The following is a 17,184-nucleotide window of genomic DNA, read 5'->3' on the forward strand; positions in this document are numbered from 1 at the left end:
ACTAAGAAGATTGTTATGTTTATTTCAAAAACTGTATGGCTTTCAGGTTAAATGTATTCCAGATCGTAATCGGCTCCTCAGTCACATAAACCAGGTACAGATCTCCGTAATAATCCGAACTCGGAACAGCAAATGGAACTTCAAACCACCCCACTTGAGGACCTGAGGAAGGCCTCGAGTCCTTGGTCAGGATATCGGATTCTGCTAGAAGCTCCCCATCAGGTGAACCAGCCCTGACCTGGACTTTGCCCACAGTATTTCCAGGCATAATAGAAAGCGTAATTTGATTGATCTCGCTCAAATCTACAGCGCTAAACAACAGCCAAGAACCTGACTCAGTAAACTGTACATAATACTCATCTTCAGGATTTGCGCGAGCCGCTCCTTGCAAACCATCAGCGCTGTACGCAGCAACAATGGTATTCCTCAACTTCAACTGCTCCGTAGTCTTGATCGCAGGTATTCCATTTGCTCCCTGATCCGTGTATGAGGCCTGGATCAAATAAAAGCCTTCGGGATCTTCCGTGTTTTCAATCTCATAAGTACCAGAAGCTGGCAGTCCTGAAACTGCGTTTGGATTGGCAATACCTAAAATGAAATCAACCATTTGAGCCACTTTGTTCTCATCCAAATGCGTATGCCCAGGCATAATCTGCTCACCCCAAACTCCAGCACCACCATTTCTTACTTTATCGATCAGATAGGTTTTTGCGTTTGGATCGTTTTTGTATTTCTCAGAAACTGAAGTATAATCAGGTCCCACAGATTCATTGCTGATGCCATGACAGGCTTTGCAACCCGCCTCATTGATGTAAGTTTCCCCTATGCTCAAGACTTCCTCCTGATGCCCCATTTCAATAATATCGTATCCACCTTCCAAGTAGTCGATTGTCAGATCAATCTGAGATGGGGCTATCTCCCCATCTTCCTTATCGGTAGCTGACACTTGATAATTGATCGCTTCCTGTCCGAAATAGAAACTCCGATTTCCTTCCCAGTCTATGGAAACTTCAGGCGCCTCATTTCCCACTTTCACTTCCAAAAATGATTGTGCGGACTCCCCAGATTGATCAGTAGCAGTAAGTGTCACCTTATAAATCCCTGGAGCTTCAAAACTGTGAGAAGGGTTTGGCTCGGAGGATGTGGGGCCATTTTTACCAAAACTCCAATGAAAACTCACTTCATCCCCCTCATCCGGATCCGCTGTCCCTTCTGATGAAAAAGCGACCCTTAAAGGTGCTGCACCTTGGGTTTGATCAGCTGAGATCTTAACCGTTGGCTTTCTGTTTCCTTCGGAAAAAACTATTCTATACAAACCTGAATCATCATTGTTAGCTCTCCAAAAAGTACCATATTCCAACACATACAAGGAACCGTCTTTGGCAAACTGCATGTCCATCGGCTTCTCAAAGTGAGTTTCCGGCATAAAGCGCTCCATGGTATCGTATTCGAAATTCTCCGTCAGGCTGACCGTGAAAATCCAGTTTCTCATCCAGTCGTAGATAAACAATTTCTCATTATAATACCCTGGAAACCGAACTTCCGAAGCTTCATAATCTTCGCGATAATACACTTGGCCAGCCATGGCATTTCTTCCTCCCTGGCCAACCATTGGAAAATCCTCAGATTCGGCATAGGGATAGTAAATCAAAGCTGGCTTTGCCTCTGGCAAAATCTCCATCCCTGTATTATTGGGAGAAGTGTTTTTGGGAGCTTTCGGATCAAACTGATACAAGCTTTCTCCAGTAGCAAAATCATACTTCCAATACGCAGCATTATTTCCTACAAAATAGGGCCAGCCGTAATATCCAGGTTCAGTTGCGACATTGATTTCATCGTAGCCTCTAGGTCCACGGCCTTCTTTGTCTTCTGATCCGTCAGGACCCACTTCACCCCAAAACAAATTGCCATTACGACTGTCGATAGAAAATCTAAATGGGTTTCTATTGCCTTTGACATAGATTTCAGGACGGGTTTTGGGTGTTCCTTCGGGAAATAGATTTCCTTCAGGAATGGAGTAACCGCCTTCTGGATTGGGTTTGATCCGAAGAATCGCACCCCGTAAATCATTGGTGTTTCCAGAACTTCGCTGCGCATCTACATTTTTGGGTTGATCGGGACGCTCATCGATAGGATTGAAATTACTGGACTCAAAAGGGGTAGAATCATCACCAATGCCCAGATAAAGGTTTCCCTCAGAATCAAACTCCAAGCCACCTCCAGAATGACAGCAACCTCTAAAAATATCCACATCGAGGATTTTTACCTCAGAGGCCAAATCCAACTTATTGTCCACAAAATCAAATCTGGAAACTCTATTCAAAGCAGCTTCATTTGCAGGAGCATAATAGAGATACAACCAATTATTCTTCCCAAAATCGGGATCCTTTGCCATTCCCATCAAGCCGTCCTCCCGCTCTGGAAAGACCTCCAACTCGCCAACTACACTTGTTTCTCCTGTCTCTGCTTGATAAAGTTTAAGTAAGCCATGACGCTCGATAATCAATACATCTCCATTCTCCAACACCTCAATCTCCATGGGTTCATTGAAATTCCCGGCTAAAGGAATCTTAGTGAATCTGGATTCATCTGGTTTTACGGTTGCAAATGGATCTTCTACTTTTGGAGTACAACTCAACACACTACTTACACAACATACTGCAAACAGAAGCAGGAAATTTCTCATACAATTGGCTTAGATTCTTTTCTGACCTTGAAGGTAAAGAAATCTATAAATCTGCGGTCAGGGATATGATTAAAGGTCGAGAAAATGGTTTGACTGTATAACTCGCCGAACCTAGAATATGTTATCGGCCGCAAATCTCCTTATACGGACAATATTCGCATTTCTTCAGATCATCTGTTTGGCTAAAAGGTATATCAGGATTGTAGATATCTTCCAAGAGCTCCCGAAGACCCTTGCTATATCCCTCTTCAAATTGTCTGTAATCCTGCACTTCTACACCAGGTTTTTTTCCTAGTTTTTGCTGTAAATATGGGTTGAAGTCAGCTTCAAACATCTCCCGGAGATTGAATATCGCAGGCTTCAGCGGCAAGGTGTTTTCCGGATTGGTAGCTTGATAGATCAATCCATAAAACATCGTCTGCATTGCCGCCTTATTGCGTGACTTATTTTCTCTATCGAAAAGTGAGGGAATATCCGGAAAAGCCTTGTTATCTTGTCCTGACTTATAATCAATCAGGCGAACCGAGCTATTATGCTCATCCACCCGGTCTATGATTCCTTTCAAGCTGACACTTTGCGCTCCCTTAGCAGTACTGATCTCCATGCTGGCTTTGTACTTTTTCTCCTTTTCGAGAGAAATCAATTTAAAAGGAGCCGAAGCTTCATCGATCTTCAAAATCTGCTTCAAATACTTCTGAAGTACGTCTCTGGCAATCGCCATTTGTCCATTCAGTTTGGTATCTGCTTCGCCTTCTAAATGATAAAATTGCCGAATGGCTTTTTCAATCGCTGGAAACACCCAGGATTTACTCAACTCCTCGAAATCCTCTTTTTCCAGCAAACTCCTCCCTTTGCGCTTTGCAAAATCCTGATACAAAATCTCCATACTCAGGTGGGCCAAATTCCCAAAAACAGCGGCATCTATCTCCTCGCTTACTTCCTGTTTTTCCTGAATATTGGCCAGATACTGCAGGTAAAACTTCAGTCTGCAATCCAAAAACACACTCAAAGCAGAAGGTGAAAAGGAGGTTTGTGAAAAACCATTTTCATCCACCAGGTACTTATCCAGCAACTCTAAAACTTCAGCTGTTTTAACAATGTTGATCTCTTCGGGCGATTTTTGGTCTATAGGGATGAAAAGCACCTCTTCCTGCAATTCTCGACCTAGCTCCACCGCCATCTGCTGAATATATCGGCTCTTTTCCCCGGCTTTTCCTTGGTCTGAAGCAGTCGTATAAATCATATGAACTTCCTCTGCACTATGCAAAAGTCGGTAAAAAGTATAGGCATAAATCGAGTCATTTTGCTCCTGCACAGGCAGATTAAAAGCTTTCCGGATATTAAAAGGAATCATGGAATTCAACCCTGCGGAAGGCGGAAAACTATCCTCATTCATATTGCAGATGATCACTCTCTTAAAGTCCAGGTTTCTAGACTCTAGCACACCCATGACCTGCAATCCCTGTAAAGGTTCGCCCTCAAAAGGCAACTTCACCTCTCTAAAAATCTGACGAAACAAACGGATGAAAAACTCCCTGTTGATGCTCAAAATATCCTGACCTGCAAAAATCTCCTTCAAACGGGTCAATTGCTTGAAACATTGGTACAAGTAAGAACGCTGCATGGGCTCGGTTTGCAGTCGCCCCGCTAATGCCTCCATCACCCCTCCCAAATAGCTGAAAAGGGAATCATTCTGTAGCTTTTGAAAAATAAGCTGGTACAAATCACCTCCCTGATGAAGCTTTTCAGCAGAGACATGAATCTGGTTCAAAAGCTGCATATCCTCAAGTATTTTCTCAGCAAAGTGAGGGTTCACACTTTTCAGGTAAGTTGAACTCAAGAGATTTTTGACGGCAGTATGATAAAACAAGACTTTCCCATCTTCTTCTTTGATGAATCGCTGCATTTCCAGCACAGCCTCCAAAAAGGAATAAACTGGAGCATTTTTCACCGGATAGCCCATGGTCACGTTCACCTTATCCACTTGCTCAGGCAAGGTGTGTAGCACAGGAAAGAGCATCTGCTCATCGGGCAAAATCACGACAGTTTCCTCCCAAGCTTCGCCTTTAGGAATTTTCTCCAAAATGGCCCCTACCAAATTCGCCTGGTTGGTCTTCAAAGGAGTAGCATAGGTCTTGATGCTTGCCTTTCTGTCTTCAATTTGCGTAGGAATCTCTTCTGGGAAAGTTGGTCCGAAAACTTTGTCTTTTTGGTAATCCCTGAAGAACAGCCCTGCTTCCTGCACTTTATCATCCAAATAATATGCATCTACATCCCAGTAGATTTTTGCTTCAAACTCAGTGATGTAATGCTTGATCAGCGCTTCTTCAGTACCGGTAAAGGCATTGAAACCTATAAAATGAACCTGTTTTTCAGGCTTTGGAGCGTCTCCGATAGATTCGATCACTTTTCTGTAAAGCATCCCTGAATAAGCCAAGCCCGACACCGCAAGCGAAGCCTGAAAACTAGTATAGAGCGGACTGAGCAATTTCCAGAATTTCAGAAACTTCTCCTGATGACCTCTGTCCTGACGCTCAAAAGATGACCAGAATTGCTTAATCAACTCTACTTGACTTTCATTCAAGAAACTTAAATCAGATTCCAATTCCTTGATTTCAGAGAGATGGTGGTACAGCTTACTGGCATCAGCCATGAACTGATCTACATCATTGAAATCCTTTAGGATCATCTCACCCCAGAAATAGAAGCGATCGAAAGTTTCCGCCTCTGGGTTGAGATCCTGATACACACGGTACAATTCAAAAATCAAGGTCAGGTCATCCGCAGGGCGATTTCCGGCCAATTCATAGAAAATGTCCTCTATAGTTTTCACCTCCGGCATCCAAGTAGGTTCGCTGATCAGATTTCCCAGATGTTGGGTAAAAAACAGCCCCGCTCGTCTATTGGGCAAAACTATGGTTTGTTTCTGCAGATCAACTCCAGTTTCGAGGATCTCCTTTGCTGTATTTCTTAAAAAACTATGCATATACTTCCTCGATTACTCCGGTTTCTAAATAACATAAATAGCCCTTTGCTGGCTTTTGAGAAAGTTTTGAAACCAATTCCATATATTCTCTTACCTGATTTGCGTAGCGACTTTGAGCCTCGCCGGTTTTAAAATCCACAATCACCGCCTCAGTTTCATTAAGTATAATCCGGTCTGGCCTTTTCTGCTTACCTCCAGGAAGAAGTATTCCCTGCTCGGCCAGCAAGACTCCCTCAGCACCAAACCATGACGCAAATAGCGAATCCTTGAATAGCTGATCCAATTGCTTTTCTACAAGTTGCTTTTCCTCTTCATGGAGCCGTCCTTCAAAATAAAATGACTGTAGATTCTGAAGTGCAGAAGCTTTGTCCACTGACAATTCCAAAATCTCATGGACAATCAAACCAAACTTTTGTTTTTTCCGCTGCTCCATTCCTTCCGGTGAAAAATCCACCGCGTATTTTTTCAAGGTTAGCAATTGAGACCAGTTTTTATAAGCCCAACGAAGTTCAGGTGATTGTCTTGGTTCGAGTATTCTCACCTGTTTATCAGGCCATTCACCATATTCAAATATTTTTGACTCAGGGTCATAATAGGAAGCTAAGCTCAACTCTTCTTCCGAATGTGAAGACGATTGGATCAGTAGCTGCAGCTGCACCTCAATGTAGTTTTGCGAACCTATCTTCTCCTTATAAGGAATATAGCCTATAAACACATCTTCTGCCCGGGTGAGTGAGACATATAGCAAGTTCAGACTGTCCAGATAAGCCATAGTAGCTTCTTCTGCATAAGTTTCTCTAAAATCCGAATCAGCCAAATTTTTACTTAAACTCAGTGGAATAACTGCCTGAACGCCCTTTTCCTTGTCTTCAAAGGGTGACCAAACCACATTATCCTTCCTTAAATCAAAAATATCCCATTTCAGAAAAGGCATGACCACCACCTTAAACTGCAGGCCTTTGGACTTATGAATAGTCAGAATTCTCATGGCATTATGCCCTTCAGGAATTTTCACTGTTCGCTTGGCTTTATTGGCTTCCCACCAATCCAAAAAACTACTCAGGTCCGCTCGATTATTTGCCGTAAAGTCGTAAACAGCCTCTTTAAAACCCGAGATATAAGCTTTCTCTAGCCCCAATTCCATTAAGCCTAGCACCTTGATCAACTCCTCCAATGCCTCCATCAGCGGAAGCTGAAGCATCAGCATCTCTCTTTCCTGAAAATTCAAAACCTGCTGTTGCAAGTAGTCCGGTATCTGATCTAGCGCAAACAATTCATGGTCAACAGGTGCTTCCTTCAAAACTGCCAAATAATACCACATGGTTTTGAACTGCACCTTATCCGCAGGATTGTGCAAATAATTGAATCCTGAGATGAGTGCTTTTACTGAGGCCGCTTTATCCAAAAACATGGATTCATCAGAAAGTACATCGAAGCGATATTCAGAGCCTGGATGCTCCGCAGCATAAGCCATCAGACGATCCGCGATAGCCTCACCATGCGCTTTATTTCTAACCAGAAAAGCTATATCCTGCAGGTGATACCCGTGATCCTGAAGTTCCATAACCAAACCTGGTAATTTCTCCAGTACCATCTCGTCAAATTTACACCCATCTTCAGCCTCCTTCGGATCGATGAATTCCAGTTTCACTTTTCCTTTGAATTCGGATTTAGCTTTTCTGGGGGAAATTTTCTGGAAGCAATCGGAGTAAGCCTGCGATAGTATTTGCGGGTTTTCAACTCCATAGCTTGAGGTTAAAACGCTCTCCATAGCCTTTGGCAAAGCTTTAAACACCGCATTGTTGAAATTGATGATATTCGGAAGGCTACGGAAATTGGTATCTAAATTCTCCAGTTGAATGCTTTCCTCACCGATTTCATCTTCCACTTGAGAAAGTAACAGTTTCATCTCTCCACCTCTCCAGCGATAGATGGATTGCTTCACATCCCCTACCAGCAAATTGGTCTGACCGTTTCCAAGTGAGTTTTCCAGCAGTGGCTTGAAACTGTCCCACTGAAATCCTGAGGTATCTTGAAACTCATCAATCAGGTAATTTTTATATTGATTCCCGACTTTCTCATAGATAAATGGCGTGTCATTTCCTTTGGTGATTTCCTTGAGAAATTCATTCGCATCCGAGATCAACAAGATGTTTTCCTCGTCTTTGATCAGCGTGAGCTCATCGAGGAGATTTCTAAAAACACCATAGACATAACTGTTTTTTGCGATGGCCTGCAGCGTATTCCATTTAGGTGTCAAAGCCAGAATCTGGTGAAGAACCTGGTTCAGACCTTGATCATAGGCCGATAAAATTGCATCGATTTGCTTGCTTGACTTTGTATGCCAACTTTCAGGATTATCTATTTTAGCTAATGTCGCGGGTGTTAGCTCCGGAAAGGGATTGCTTGGATCTCCTAGCTTGTCTAGTATTTTAATAAACCCTCTATTAAAATCAGACCATTCTAATCCATTCTTAATTCGAATGTCATTCGCTTCTTGTTTTAGCGCATTCGAAAGTCCTATAATTTCATTCTTTCGCTCTCTTACAAAAGACTGTAGCAAAGTGATATTTTCCTTATCCTTCAGAAACTCCTTGATTTCAGGAGAATACTTTTTGAAATCTTCCTGAAAAATCTGTTTTCCAAGACTGCGGATATTTCTACGGATATCCCATGATTTTCCATTTTGAATTTGCTCATAGGCGTAATCCACTAGCCAGTTGTGCAGAAATTCATCCTCCATCACCAGCATGACCACACGATCCACTACCCGCTCCAGCACTGCATCCTGATCCAATTCCACATCAAATTTGGCATTCAGATCAATTTCCCTGGCAAAGGCCCGAACCACTTTCTGAAAAAAACTATCTATAGTACTGACCGAAAACCTACCGTAATCATGGAGAATTGCCGTTAGCGTTTGCTGCGCCAAAACCTTCAGAGTAGCCACATCCACCTGCAGAGATTTAATCAATTCGGAATCCATTTTTTCATCAGGGTTCACTTGATTCCGAAGTCTTTTGAGCTCACCGATAATCCGCTCCTTCATCTCCTGGGTGGCCTTATTGGTAAAAGTCACGGCCAAGATCTGCTTGAAAGCATGGGGACTTTGCAGGGCAAGTTTGAGGTATTCCAGTGTCAGGGTATAGGTTTTCCCAGAGCCTGCGGAGGATTTGTAAATGATGAAAGGTTTCTGTTCCATAGAGAAAAAGTAAGGCAACTAAGATAAGGAAGGGCAAAGTAAATAGCCGGGTAAAAAATCAATTTTGACGTAAAATGTCAGAATAATTCAAGCTCTTAAGTTTTCAGCACTGTATTGCATTTCCCTTTGATTTTTCGATATTTTGATGCTCAAACCCAAAACCTATGTATAAATCAACCACTCTAGCAGCCCTACTCTGGATCTGCATTTCTCTGAATTCAATTGCCAATGATGGCTACAAACTTTGGCTGGACTATCAGCCCATTGAAGAATCTCAGTTAAAATCCGAAGTGGGATCACTACTTGACGGAGTCTATTTCTTTGGAGAAAACCCTACGTTCGAAGCTATCAAAAACGAGCTGGATCTTGCCTCCAAAAGTATGCTGGGCAAAGCTCCGATTTACTCGAAAGAGCGACTTCAAAACACCAAACTCTGGATAGGTACCAGAGACCAACTTTCTCAAGTGCTTTCCCTGGATCAGCAAGCTGAAATCAAAGCCTTAGGTGAAGATGGATACTGGAGAGGAACGGTGGAACTAGATGGAAAATCATTCTATGCCATCGTAGGAAATCAACCTGTCGGAACACTTTACGGAGTGTATAATTGGCTTAATTCTATTCAAAGTAACACTTTCGATAAGTCCACAGAATTAGTTGATGCTCCGAAAATTAAACTCCGAATGTTAAACCATTGGGACAATCTGGACAGAACGGTGGAAAGAGGCTACGCTGGCTTCTCCATTTGGGATTGGCACAGACTTCCCGGATACATAGATCCGCGATACATCGACTATGCACGTGCCAATGCCTCCATTGGAATCAATGCTGTTTCACTGACCAATGTGAATGCAAATGCATTGATTATGACTACTGATTTTATGAAGAAAGCCAAGGCCTTGGCAGACGTTTTCAGACCTTATGGAATCAAGGTTTTTCTCACTGCTAGGTTCTCCGCTCCCATACAATTGGAAGGCTTGAAAACCGCGGATCCTCTAGACCCGGAAGTGATCGCTTTTTGGAAAAAGAAAGCGGATGAGATCTACTCTTTCATCCCTGATTTTGGAGGATTTCTCGTCAAAGCCAATTCCGAAGGACAGCCGGGGCCTCACGAATATGGAAGAAATCATGCCGAAGGGGCAAACATGCTTGCGGATGCTCTAGCTCCTCACGGAGGAGTTTTGATTTGGCGGGCTTTCGTCTATTCACACGAAGATGAAGTGGATCGACACATGCAGGCGAATAATGAATTTGAACCGCTGGACGGAAAGTTCAAAGACAATGTGATCATACAGATCAAAAACGGAGCGATAGACTTTCAGCCACGCGAACCTTTTCACCCGCTTTATGGTGCCATCAACGAAACAAACGTGGGCATGGAATTTCAGATCACCCAGGAATACTTGGGGCAGGCAACCAACCTTGTTTACCTCGCTCCGATGTGGGAGGAAGTTTTGAAAAGCAAAACCTACAAGCCAAGTGCGAACTCAACTGTAGGAAGCATTTTGGAAGGAAAGGAAACGGGTCAGAAAATGACTTTGATCGCAGGAGTTTCCAATATCGGTACAGACCGCAACTGGACCGGTCATCTCTTCGCCCAGTCCAATTGGTTTGCCTTTGGAAAAATGGCTTGGAATCCAGAGGTAACTTCAGAGGAAATCGCCGAAGAATGGACAAAACTGACTTTCGGTCAAGACTCGGAAGTCGTGTCCAAAGTCGGTGAAATCCTACTAGAATCCCATGAAACAGCAGTTGACTATATGACTCCGCTAGGCCTGCACCACATCATGGGCAGAAGCCATCATTACGGTCCGGGACCATGGGTGATGGGAGGTAGAGCGGATTGGACTGCTCCCTATTACCATCAGGCAGACAGTCTAGGAATAGGATTTGACCGTACAGCCGATGGCAGCGGAGCACTGACTCAATATGCCCCAGAGATAGTGGAAAAATGGTCCGATCCCAATCAGATTCCTGAGAAATTCCTGCTTTGGTTTCACCATTTGCCATGGGATTACCAGCTAAAAGATGGAAATACCCTTTGGGAGGGAATTGCTTATCACTACGATAGAGGCGTGAAAGAAGTAAGGCAGATGCAGCAAACCTGGGCTTCTCTTGAATCCAAAATCGACCCGGAGGAATTCGACCACGTCAGACAGCTTTTGGAAATACAGGAAGAAGAGGCAGAATGGTGGAGAAATTCATGTTTACTCTATTTTCAGACCTTCTCCAAGCGTCCTTTCCCTGCTGATATCGAGCAACCGGAAGGAGATTTGGAATATTATAAAAGCCTGCGGTTTCCGAATGCACCGGGGATTTAGAATTTGAGATTTGAAATCACTTCAAAATTCATCATTCAACGTTCTTCATTCATAATTCAAAAATGTCGAATGGTGAATGATGAATTTCGAATAATGAAGTGAAATTAGCACTTAAGACTAACTTATGGAACCTTACACCATCCCTGCAGCCACACGAATTGGCCATATTCATCTCAAAGTTTCAGACTTGCAACGCTCCTTGGATTTCTATCAGGGCTTGCTGGGCTTTGAATTAGTGACCATGTATGGAAAAGACGCCGCATTTATTTCCGCAGGAGGATATCACCATCACATCGGCCTGAATACCTGGCAGAGCAAAGGAGGAAAACCAGCGCCGAAAAATCACGCTGGGCTATTTCATACGGCGATACTGCTTCCAACTAGGCGTGATTTGGCTGTTTTGCTGCAGCGATTGATTGATGCTAAGTATCCGCTTACCGGAGCTGCGGATCATGGGGTTTCAGAGGCGATTTACCTGGATGACCCGGATGAAAACGGCGTAGAGCTATATTGGGACAGGCCACGCGAAGATTGGCCAAAGAATCCTGATGGAAGCATCCATATGTACACTAGGCAATTGGACATTAACGGGCTTTTGGCAGAGATTTAAGTTCTTTCCTTGATCCAATTCACGATCAAGTCCATCACCTCTTCCCGATCTAGGTCATTGATCAGCTCATGATATCCGCCTGGGAAAATCTTGAGGGTTTTATCACTTGCTTTAGCCTTTTTGAAGAGCAATTCTGAACCTTTTGGATTAGTCAATCCATCATCAGAACCATGAATCAAAAGTAAAGGAGTTTCAAAATAACTACCCAAATTCTGTACGAAGCGCATGACCTGCAATACCTCGTATCCAGTCCTGGCAGGAATTGCTTCCGTATAAACCAGTGGATCATTCAAATATTTTTCTACTTCCTCGGGAATCCTTGAAACTTTGTTCGCATCCAATTTTAAAGCTTTCAGCTTTGGCAAATACTTGCTGATGACACTGGAAAGTGCAATCAGGATTTGGGACGTTCCTTCTGCTTCTTTAATAGCCGGCGAACTCAAAACCACTCCATCTGCTTTGGGCTGATATTTTAGCACATAAGCTGCAACCAACCCTCCCCCCATGCTGTGTCCATACAAGAAAGCCGGTACATCTGGCACATAGCTTTTTACCTTCTCAAATAAAGCATCAATGTCTTTTAGGTAATCCTCGTAGGATTTAAAGTAAGCCGTTGGTTTTCCTTTCACTGATTTCCCATGCCCCCTTCCATCAAATGTGAAAACGGAAACGCCGATCTCAGTCAGCTTTTCTACCAAATGAGCATACCTCGAACTATGCTCGCCAAGACCATGAACTAGCAAAAGGCTCGCCTTGGGTGATTCAGGCATCCAGGCTTGGAGGTACAATTCTATGCCATCATGCGTTTTATAGCTGGTTTCTAGGTGTTTCATTTTGAAAGTGTTGGGTATAAAAACATAAGATGCACGGAAAAAAAGAATCTACAAAAACTGCTTTAGACTAAAGTATCCAAATGCACTGTGAACTTTTGGAAAACTTAACTAAGGATTAACCTCATTGGCAGCTGATTTTCTTAAATTAGGAGTAAAAATAAAGGGTAGAAATCTACCTACTTTTCAAACATATAAATCATACAATCATGAAAAAGATATTATTTCTAACCGGAGATTTTGCAGAAGATTACGAAACCATGGTTCCCGTGCAAATGCTGGAAATGGTAGGCTATGAAGTTCATTCGGTTTGTCCAGGTAAGAAAAAAGGGGAAACGATTAAAACTGCCATCCATGATTTTGAAGGAGATCTGACCTACACCGAAAAGCCAGGCCATAATTTTATGCTCAGCTATTCCTTCGATCAAGTCGATGTGGATGATTACCTAGGACTGGCCATCGCTGGGGGGCGAGCACCGGAGTACCTTAGATTAAATCAAAAACTATTGGAGATCGTGAAGTACTTCTTTGACACCAACAAGCCTGTGGCGGCAGTTTGTCATGGCATTCAGATTCTTACTGCTGCTGACGTGGTAAAAGGAAGAAAGCTAACCGCATATCCGGCTGTGGGCCCGGAAGTGACTATCGCAGGCGGTGAATATCAGGACATCCCAGCTACAGATGCCTATGTGGATGGCAATCTGGTAACTTCCCCAGCTTGGCCTGGTCATCCAGCTTGGATTCGGGAGTTTTTGAAAGTATTGGGAGCGAAAATTGAGATATGATAAAGTGTTTGGTGTCGGATGTCGGATACCGGATGCGAATTTCTTCGAGGATCCATATCTTGTATAAATAATGCATTCAACTATTTGATCAAAAATGGGATGAGTACTTTAACTAATTTCAAATCTAATCAAGCTTGTGATCTTTCATTTTCAAATAACAAAATGAAAATTATCATGGAAGATGGTCGGGAGATCAGTATTCCATTGGAATGGTTTCCATCCTTGAGAAATGCCACCGAAATAGAACTAAATAACTGGAGATTTATAGGTGATGGAGAAGGGATTCACTAGGAAGATCTAGACGAGGATTTATTAGTGAGTGAATTGATTTCCTAGTATCAAATGCCCATAGAAAAGCCAAGAACCAAGACTTTCACAAATCTTGATTCTTGGCTCTTAGTACTTGATACTAATGTCTTGCTACTAAAGTCTCATCAAGGTATCCACTTATTTTTCCCGAAATCCGGCTTTCGCTTCTCCAAAAAGGCATTTCTCCCTTCTATAGCCTCTTCAGTACCATAAGCTAAACGAGTAGCTTCACCGGCAAAAACCTGCTGACCTACCATACCATCATCAGTCAGGTTCATCGCAAATTTCAGCATCTTGATAGAAGTCGGCGACTTAGCCAATATCTCCTGAGCCCACTCATAAGCCGTTGACTCAAGTTCAGCATGCGGAATCACAGCATTCACCATTCCCATTTCGTAAGCTTCCTGAGCAGAATAGTTTCTACCTAAAAAGAAGATTTCACGGGCTTTCTTTTGCCCCACCATCTTTGCCAAATACGCAGAACCATATCCTCCATCGAAGCTGGTCACATCTGCGTCTGTCTGTTTGAAAATCGCATGCTCCTTACTCGCCAAAGTCAGATCGCAGACCACATGCAAGCTATGTCCTCCTCCTACTGCCCAGCCAGGAACCACGGCTATCACGACTTTTGGCATAAAACGGATCAAACGCTGCACTTCCAAAATATTCAGTCGGTGGTAGCCATCCTCTCCCACGTAACCTTGATTTCCTCTGGCTTTCTGATCTCCGCCCGAGCAAAACGCCCAGCCTCCGTCTTTTGCCGAAGGCCCTTCCCCACTCAATAAAACAACCCCGATGGAAGTGTCTTCCTGCGCATCGTAGAAAGCATCATAGAGTTCAGCAGTAGTTTTTGGGCGGAAGGCATTCCTGACTTCAGGCCTGTTAAAGGCGATTCTTGCCACTCCATCGCATTTTTTATAGGTGATATCTTCGTATTCTTTTGCAGTGATCCAGTTCATATCTTTCGATTTGGGTAAAAATCTAATTCTTTTGCAAGATAACAGCCTTCCCTGAATTTTGAAGGAGGATGGTTATCTTCGATAAAGGATTTCAAAAAGCTATCAGCAATGTTTCAACTTACTTTCGGCAATCACATATTCCAGACTAAGGAAGACTTTGAGTTAGACACAGCTGCTTTTCCTGACTTTGCTAAAGCTGCCATTCAATTTTGTAGGGATTGGCTTTCGGGCAAAAAGACCTTTGAACAGCAAACTTCGGGATCAACTGGAACACCACAAAGGATTGAGATCAGCCGGGATCAGATGATCGCCAGCGCAAAGGCTACACAAGGTTTTTTCAAGACTGACAAAACTACCAGTCTGCTTTGCTGCCTTGATCCGAATTACATTGCTGGCAAAATGATGCTGGTGCGGGCTATGGTCTGGAATGCCAAAACTGAGTTAATTGAACCAAAGTCAAACCCGCTATTGGAGTTAGTTGAGATTCCCGATTTCTTAGCGATGGTTCCGCTTCAGGCTGAAGCTTGTATTCAGGTTAAACCTTCCCTTGAGAAGTTGAAGAAAATCAACCATCTCATTATTGGTGGAGCGCCGATTAGTTCAGGCTTGATAGAAAAGCTAATCACAAACAAAATTCAGGCTTTTCAAACCTATGGGATGACAGAGACGGTTTCGCACCTCGCCTTGGCAAAAATTGAAGCTGGAGAATTGATCTATCGGATACTGCCGGGAGTAGAAATTGGTACGGATGAGCGAAATGCGCTTTGGGTAAAATCGGCAGCCAGTAACAATGAATTGGTTCAAACCAACGATGCAGTGGACATAATCGATCAGCACTCCTTTCAATGGCTGGGAAGAGTTGATTTTGTGATCAATTCCGGCGGAGTCAAGCTTCATCCGGAGCTATTGGAAGCAAAGGCAGAGCCGGTTATTCATCGCTTTTATCCGAATTCAGCTTTTTTCTTTTTCGGCCAAGGTGATGAAACTCTTGGAGAAAAGCTATGCCTAGTGATCGAGACAAAAAATGGATCAGAGAACAGCTTTAAAGTTCTAGAAGCGTTGAAAAAAGCGATGGGCAAGTACGAATCACCTAAAAACATTTTTACACTTGAGGAGTTTACTAGAACGGCATCAGGCAAAGTCAATCGCCCGAAAACCATAACCAAATTATAAAAACTGGAACTTTCAGAGGACCATTTTACACATTGAATAATCTATTCAAGCTGTTCTAATTGAATAACTAAAACCAATCTAAAAGATATGAAACTTGCATTTCTGAGCGTATTGCTTTTCCTCAATATACCTACTCTCCCCAAAACAGGATCCATAGAAATCAACATCCAAGATCTCAGTTCGGACAAGGGGATCATACAGGTGCTGGTCTTTGATCAGGAAAAAGGTTGGCCGGAGTCTGTAGATGATGCCTGGATGGCTCTTGGAATTCCCATTAAAAACGGTGTAGCAAAAAAGACCATCCCAGATGTACCTGAGGGGAACTATGCCATAACAGTCTTTCATGATGAAGATGAGGACGGCTTGATCCGAAAAAACAAGGTCGGTTACCCGCTGGATGATTTTGGATTTTCCAATAATCCCAGTTTACTTTTTGGTGTTCCCTCTTTTACAAAATGCAGTGAAAAAGTCGAATCAGGATCCACTACTCAGTTTGAAATTGAATTGCGCTGAAGTATTTTGAGGTAAAAGGCCTACTTTTGCAGCAATGAAAAAAAGTAAAGAACACAGCCAAGGAATCATCATTGAATTTGATTCAGGAGTTATCCCTCCGCCTTTTAGTCATTATTACAGACTTGCTTTGGATTGGAGAGAGCGAACGCTAGCGGCAGATTTTGAAATTCATTACACCAATAGGGAGGACTTGACAGAGGAAGAAATTCTGGATGAGGGCTTCACCACTGAAGATGATTTCTCCTTCAAAGGGGAGCTGGATTATGTTTGGAAAAAAGTACTTTCTCAGGAGTTTGAGAAAATAAAATGGAGCGGAAGACCTCCGGAAGAAGGAGGTCTAAGTATCTCAGCTCTTATTGATGGCAAAGCTGGCACAGCGAAATCCCCAGAAAATCAAGAAGCCTGGCAAATGCTAGCTCAGGATGTCATCCAAGCGATTTTTGAAACTGCAAAAAAGGAAGCTCCACTTACTGTAAACTACAGACTAGTGGACAATGACAAGATCCAAGACTGTGCGATCACCATGAAGTTTTCCTCCAGGCAAGCGATTTTTCAGTCCAAAGATGAAAGCAAGGAAATCAATTGGGAGTATGCGGTACAATTACTTAAAATGGTATTTACTCCTGATTACAATTACGAACTGGCAAAGGAAAACCCAAGCAATAAACGAGGCTCCTACATCGAATGTGGAGACGGGTACTGGCATGAGCTAGGCAAAGGTGTGGTCAACATTGACACTTCATTTGATGCTGTTGACAAGATAAAATCTGGATTTGAAAATCTATTGAGCTAATTAATTAGACTACAATATTG

At 43.0% G+C, this 17,184-nt stretch carries 12 protein-coding genes; 7 read left to right on the plus strand and 5 right to left on the minus strand.

All coding sequences use genetic code 11. The features are described 5' to 3' along the window. Positions 1 to 19: 19 nt before the first annotated feature. From PBT90_RS12005 to PBT90_RS12015, 3 genes are all read right to left on the minus strand, one after another. Positions 20 to 2,686, minus strand: a complete 2,667-nt coding sequence (locus tag PBT90_RS12005; RefSeq protein ID WP_270129455.1) for a PQQ-dependent sugar dehydrogenase — start codon at positions 2,684 to 2,686, stop codon at positions 20 to 22. A 121-nt stretch (positions 2,687 to 2,807) separates the two neighbouring features. Further along, entirely contained in the window at positions 2,808 to 5,672 is a 2,865-nt protein-coding gene (locus PBT90_RS12010; RefSeq protein WP_264810829.1) for a PD-(D/E)XK nuclease family protein, read from the minus strand. Next, the gene (locus PBT90_RS12015) at positions 5,665 to 8,874 is read right to left on the minus strand and encodes a UvrD-helicase domain-containing protein (protein ID WP_264810830.1); all 3,210 of its coding nucleotides are present in this window, start codon (positions 8,872 to 8,874) and stop codon (positions 5,665 to 5,667) included. The genes PBT90_RS12010 and PBT90_RS12015 overlap by 8 nt, the downstream gene beginning before the upstream one ends. Positions 8,875 to 9,038: 164 nt before the next feature. On the opposite strand from PBT90_RS12015, the gene PBT90_RS12020 reads away from it, so the two are divergent. Both PBT90_RS12020 and PBT90_RS12025 read left to right on the plus strand, forming a co-directional pair. Next, positions 9,039 to 11,192, plus strand: coding sequence for an alpha-glucuronidase family glycosyl hydrolase (locus tag PBT90_RS12020; RefSeq protein ID WP_264810831.1), 2,154 nt, complete (start codon positions 9,039 to 9,041; stop codon positions 11,190 to 11,192). A 124-nt stretch (positions 11,193 to 11,316) separates the two neighbouring features. After that, positions 11,317 to 11,802 carry a VOC family protein gene (locus tag PBT90_RS12025; RefSeq protein ID WP_270129459.1) on the plus strand — a complete coding sequence of 162 codons (486 nt, stop codon included), beginning with the start codon at positions 11,317 to 11,319 and terminating at the stop codon, positions 11,800 to 11,802. Here PBT90_RS12025 and PBT90_RS12030 read toward each other — a convergent pair. After that, positions 11,799 to 12,635, minus strand: a complete 837-nt coding sequence (locus PBT90_RS12030) for an alpha/beta hydrolase (RefSeq protein ID WP_270129461.1) — start codon at positions 12,633 to 12,635, stop codon at positions 11,799 to 11,801. The two genes, PBT90_RS12025 and PBT90_RS12030, sit on opposite strands and share 4 nt — an antisense overlap. A 206-nt stretch (positions 12,636 to 12,841) precedes the next feature. Here PBT90_RS12030 and PBT90_RS12035 point away from each other — a divergent pair, with 206 nt between their 5' ends. Next, a complete protein-coding gene (locus PBT90_RS12035) occupies positions 12,842 to 13,417 on the plus strand; it encodes a DJ-1/PfpI family protein (RefSeq protein WP_264810834.1) in 576 nt (191 codons plus the stop codon). 99 nt (positions 13,418 to 13,516) lie between these two features. Beyond that, the gene (locus PBT90_RS12040) at positions 13,517 to 13,708 is read left to right on the plus strand and encodes a DUF2442 domain-containing protein (RefSeq protein WP_270129464.1); all 192 of its coding nucleotides are present in this window, start codon (positions 13,517 to 13,519) and stop codon (positions 13,706 to 13,708) included. 143 nt (positions 13,709 to 13,851) lie between these two features. Here the strand turns inward: PBT90_RS12040 and PBT90_RS12045 are convergent, their stop codons facing one another. Further along, entirely contained in the window at positions 13,852 to 14,685 is an 834-nt protein-coding gene (locus tag PBT90_RS12045; protein WP_270129467.1) for a 1,4-dihydroxy-2-naphthoyl-CoA synthase, read from the minus strand. A 108-nt stretch (positions 14,686 to 14,793) separates the two neighbouring features. Between PBT90_RS12045 and PBT90_RS12050 the strand changes: the two genes are divergently transcribed. The 3 genes from PBT90_RS12050 to PBT90_RS12060 all read left to right on the plus strand — a co-directional run bounded on the left by PBT90_RS12050 (position 14,794) and on the right by PBT90_RS12060 (position 17,164). After that, a complete protein-coding gene (locus PBT90_RS12050; RefSeq protein ID WP_270129469.1) occupies positions 14,794 to 15,858 on the plus strand; it encodes an AMP-binding protein in 1,065 nt (354 codons plus the stop codon). A gap of 87 nt (positions 15,859 to 15,945) precedes the next feature. Then, on the plus strand, positions 15,946 to 16,371 hold the full coding sequence (locus PBT90_RS12055; protein WP_270129471.1) for a DUF2141 domain-containing protein: 426 nt from the start codon (positions 15,946 to 15,948) through the stop codon (positions 16,369 to 16,371). Between the two features lie 34 nt (positions 16,372 to 16,405). Next, on the plus strand, positions 16,406 to 17,164 hold the full coding sequence (locus PBT90_RS12060; RefSeq protein ID WP_264810839.1) for a hypothetical protein: 759 nt from the start codon (positions 16,406 to 16,408) through the stop codon (positions 17,162 to 17,164). Positions 17,165 to 17,184: the final 20 nt, after the last annotated feature.

It is taken from the genome of Algoriphagus sp. TR-M9, assembly GCF_027594545.1.
GTDB classification, from domain to species: domain Bacteria; phylum Bacteroidota; class Bacteroidia; order Cytophagales; family Cyclobacteriaceae; genus Algoriphagus; species Algoriphagus halophytocola.